Consider the following 4,265-nt stretch of genomic DNA (forward strand, 5'->3'; position numbering starts at 1 on the left):
TCGGGGAGATGCCGGTCGCGCAGCTGACGCCGGTGAGCGTGGAGCCGCGGTGTTCGCGTGCGGCCCGCAGCCGGGGGCCCATCGCCGCCAGCGTGTCGGCCACGTCGTCGCCTGTCACCCGCTCTGCCCCTTCCGGAAGTGCCGCCCCACCATCCTGTCCTGCAAGTTTGCCAGATTGGCAAGGGTAATCGCGGTGGACGGTCGCTGCGCCGCATGATCGATGCGTACCTGCGTCCACCCGCGAACCGAGGAGAAGCCCCATGCAGCCCGAACCGTCCGCCGCACTCCGCCACCGCACCGTCGAGGCCCCGGCCGGGCGCCTTCACCTGGTCGAGCAGGGCACCGGCCCGCTGGTCCTGCTCGTGCACGGCTTCCCCGAGTCCTGGTACTCCTGGCGCCGCCAGCTCCCGGCCCTCGCCGCGGCCGGCTACCGGGCGGTGGCGATCGACGTGCGCGGCTACGGCCGCTCCTCCAAGCCTGCGGAGACCGACGCCTACCGGATGCTGGACCTGGTGGAGGACAACGTCGCCCTCGTGCACGCCCTCGGCGAGGAGAACGCGGTGGTCGTCGGCCACGACTGGGGCTCCAACATCGCCGCCACCTCCGCCCTGCTCCACCCCGAGGTCTTCCGGGCCGTCGCCCTGCTGAGCGTCCCGTACGCGCCACCCGGCGGCCCCCGCCCCACCGACATCTTCGGCCAGATCGGCGGCCCCGAGCAGGAGTTCTACGTCTCCTACTTCCAGGAGCCCGGCCGCGCCGAGACGGAGATCGAGCCTGACGTCCGGGGCTGGCTCGCGGGCTTCTACGCCGCCCTGTCCGCCGACACCATGCCCGCCCAGGGCGAGCCCGACCCGCACTTCGTCGCCCACGGCGGCCAGCTGCGTGACCGTTTTCCCGCCGGCATCCTCCCGGCCTGGCTGGCCGAGGACGACCTCGACGTTTACGCCGGAGAGTTCGAGCGCACGGGTCTGACGGGCGCCCTCAACCGCTACCGCAACGTGGACCGCGATTGGGAGGACCTCGCCCCCCACCGCGGAGCCCCGATCAAGCAGCCGTCCCTGTTCATCGGCGGCGCCCTGGACGCCTCCACCACCTGGATGTCCGACGCCATCGACGCCTTCCCCACCACCCTCCCCGGCCTGACCGCCTCCCACCTCGTAGAGGGCTGCGGCCACTGGATCCAGCAGGAACGCCCCGAGGAGATCAACCGTCTGCTGACCGGCTGGCTCAACACCCTCACGGGTTGAACCGCCAGGCGCGGCCGGGGCTTCTGTACACGGAACAGTTCGGCCCGCGTACCCGAGCGCAGCGGCTACGGCCGGGTGCTGCGTGATTCTCACAAATGACCCAGTTGCGAGAGTTCTGCGAACACACCGGTGCTCCTCACGAATCCGCAGGTGACCGTTCACAGAACCCCTCTCAAAACCAGCATGTTGTGCGAGACAGTTCTGACAGACTGCGCGGGTGGACCTGACGCCCAATCAAGCAGCAAACGCGGTAGAACGAAACGACTGTCCGAAGTGTGAAGCCCCGGCGGGCAGCGCCTGCCGCACTCGGAGCGGGAAATGCGTAACGAAGTACCACACCGCCCGCTTCATCCTCGTCCCCGCGCTCCGCGAGGAACTGGAGGTGACCGTCCCCGAGGACCGCGGCCCGGGGCGGCCGTGGAAGGCGGGCCCGCCCGTCGAAGCTCCGCCGGCCGCCGCGACGGCCAAGCCGATCCGGATCGGGTACGCCCGCTGTTCGACCGCCCAGCAGGAACTCGCCTCCCAACTCGCCGCACTCGAACCGGTCTGCAAGCGGATCTTCTCCGAGAAGATCTCCACCCGGATCAAGACGCGGCCGGAGCTGGAGAAGGCGTTGAAGCTCGCGTACGACATCAAGGAGGCCGCCCCCGACCAGGAGGTCATCCTCACCGTCCACGAGCTCAAGCGCCTGGCCCGCAACGCCGCCGAGCTGATGACCCTGTCCAACCAGCTCCAGGCCGCCGGCGTCCAGCTCGAACTCCTCACAGGCCCGCTCAGCGGCATCTACGACCCCAACGGCATGGGCGCCATGTTCTTCGCCGTGCTCGCCGTCGCCGCCCAGCTCGACCGCAACTACATCCGGGAGAAGACCCTGGAGGGGCAGCACGCCGCCGCGACCAAGGGCAACCACGGCGGACGGCCGAAGGTCATCGACGACGACATGCTGCTGTTCGCCCGCGCGCTCAAGGACAAGGGCGTGCCCGTCCCCGAGATCGCGGGGAAGCTGACGATCAAGACCGGGAAGAACGCCGGACAGCACCCCTCCGTCGCCTCCGTCTACCGCGCGCTCGCGGACGCCGAGGAGACCGGCCAACCGGCCGGGCCGGACATCATCGCCCCGCGCCGGCCGACCCGGGGGGACCTCGCCGGCCCCGGCAGCGGCACCGACCCCGAGCTGATGGAACGGCTCGGCCGGGCCTCCAACGACGCCTGGTCGATGTCCCTTCGGAGCTGACCCGCATCATCGCTTCTCCACCGGTGCACAGCACGAGATGCAGGTCGGACGTTCCAGGCAGCAGGAAGTCCTCGACTTGGCGTACATGCACAAAACTCTGCACCAGCAGCGATCGCCAACCCGCGTCGCTCCAACTGCAGTAGCCACGTTGTACGTACTGATCTTCATCGATGTCGGCATACGGTGCCAGATCGAACGCGAGGGACGCGAACACGTGAATTCCTCTTGGTGTCGTCGCAGGACGGTCACTGATGTCGACAGCGCGGTGTCGCCGTAGAGCAGTCGGCGGTCCTGACGGGGCATCGCGATCTGCCCCGGGGACACGATCAGAACGGTCGTTCACCCAGGGCCTGTCTTTCGGATCAGGCCGGCTCGGGCCGACGGCACCTCACGCCGGCCTCGGTGATCGCGGCAGCAGGACGCGCTCGACATGCACGGTCCGTCCGCCGCCTGGCGAGTGGCGGGCGGACCGCCGCCGGTCGGGACTGAGAGCGTCGGCGCAGCAAGGCCGGTACGGCCGTTCTCCACCTCTAGGGCCCGGACGGGACGGCGGAGGGCACGGGGTGCGGGACGGTGGGGCTGGGGGCGAGGGTGGGGGCGAGGGTGGGGCTGGAATGTCGTGCGGGTGGTGCCGGGCGGGGGTGGTCCGGGGTGTTGGAGGACAGCAGGAGGACGGCGGCGGCTGCGGCCGCCGCGGTGGCGGCGACGGCGACGGACAGCACCCGTCGAATCCGGCGTGTGCCCCAGGTGCTTCCGGTGGGCGGGCGGGCCGGTGACAGGTCGTGGGCGCTGATGAGCTGCCCGCGTGCTTCGAGCGCAGCGCGCAGCCGTTCCTCGAGCGGCGCCTGATTACTCATCGGTCCACCTCCAAAAGTTTTTCCAGAGTGGCGAGCGCGCGGCTCGCGGTCGACTTGACGGTGCCACGGGACACGCCGAGGGTCTCTGCTATCTGCGCCTCGGTCAGGTCGGACCAGTAACGCAGGACGAGTACCTCGCGCTGGCGTTCGGTGAGCTGCGCGAGCGCGTCGAAGACCTGCCGGTGCTCCTCGGCGAGCAGCAGCAGTTCGTCGACCGGCGCCCCCGGGCCCTGGTACGGCGGGGTGTACGCGCGCGCGGTGCGCCGCCGACGCAGCACCGAGCGGGCGGCGTTGACCACCGCGGTGTGGAGGTAGGCATGCGCGTCCTGGAGGTCGTCCAGCCGTTCGCCGTGCCGACGGCAGACGGCGGCGAAGGCATCCTGGACGACGTCCTCGGCGGTGTGCAGGTCGTCCACCAGGAAGGCCGCCAGCCGGACCATGTCGAGCCGCCGGGTCCGGTACAGATCGGCGAGTGTGGGGGAATCTTCCTCGCCGTCCCGGTCGGCCACCGAGCGCAGGTGCCGGAATCGTCGGCCGGGGTGCGGCGCGCCCGGCGCCGGAGTGGAGGGGGTGGTCCGGGCGCGGCGCAGTAGCCGGGCCCACCAGGGCGGGGCAAGGGTGAGCTGCATCGTCCTCGTTCAGATCAGGGGTACGGCGGGGCCGGCTCCGGTCCGGCCCCGCCACGCCTATGGTCGGCGGCTCAGCGGCTGGTGTTGCCCGGGTAGGGCTTGCCGTTCGCGTCACCCGGGACCGGAGTCGCGTCGGTGTCGGTGGACGTCTGCTTGCCCGGGGTGGAGGGCACGGCAGACGGGTAGGGCTTGCCGTTCGCGTCACCCGGGACCGGAGTCGGGTCGGTGTCGGTGGACGTCTGCTTGCCCGGGGTGGAGGGCACGGCAGACGGGTAGGGCTTGCCGTTCGCGTCACCCG

General features: G+C 70.7%; 4 protein-coding genes and 2 pseudogenes. 2 read left to right on the forward strand and 4 right to left on the reverse strand.

What is annotated here, in order from left to right; translation table 11 throughout:
• Positions 1-118 (reverse strand): annotated as a pseudogene (locus KVT45_RS57490) (transcriptional regulator); the annotation flags it as partial.
• 142 nt (positions 119-260) lie between these two features.
• On the opposite strand from KVT45_RS57490, the gene KVT45_RS54320 reads away from it, so the two are divergent.
• Both KVT45_RS54320 and KVT45_RS54325 read left to right on the forward strand, forming a co-directional pair.
• Entirely contained in the window at positions 261-1,247 is a 987-nt protein-coding gene (locus KVT45_RS54320; protein ID WP_217562430.1) for an alpha/beta fold hydrolase, read from the forward strand.
• Between the two features lie 382 nt (positions 1,248-1,629).
• Positions 1,630-2,481 carry a recombinase family protein gene (locus tag KVT45_RS54325; protein ID WP_308311170.1) on the forward strand — a complete coding sequence of 284 codons (852 nt, stop codon included), beginning with the start codon at positions 1,630-1,632 and terminating at the stop codon, positions 2,479-2,481.
• 530 nt (positions 2,482-3,011) lie between these two features.
• Here KVT45_RS54325 and KVT45_RS54330 read toward each other — a convergent pair.
• From KVT45_RS54330 to KVT45_RS54340, 3 genes and pseudogenes are all read right to left on the reverse strand, one after another.
• Positions 3,012-3,338: a hypothetical protein gene (locus KVT45_RS54330; RefSeq protein WP_217562434.1), complete on the reverse strand. Its 327-nt coding sequence runs from the start codon at positions 3,336-3,338 to the stop codon at positions 3,012-3,014.
• Positions 3,335-3,967 carry a SigE family RNA polymerase sigma factor gene (locus KVT45_RS54335; protein ID WP_217562436.1) on the reverse strand — a complete coding sequence of 211 codons (633 nt, stop codon included), beginning with the start codon at positions 3,965-3,967 and terminating at the stop codon, positions 3,335-3,337. Before KVT45_RS54335 ends, KVT45_RS54330 begins: the two co-directional genes overlap by 4 nt.
• Positions 3,968-4,038: 71 nt before the next feature.
• Positions 4,039-4,265, reverse strand: a pseudogene (locus KVT45_RS54340) (hypothetical protein); the annotation flags it as partial.

It is taken from the genome of Streptomyces sp. GbtcB6 (genome assembly GCF_019091475.1).
Taxonomy (GTDB): domain Bacteria; phylum Actinomycetota; class Actinomycetes; order Streptomycetales; family Streptomycetaceae; genus Streptomyces; species Streptomyces hyaluromycini.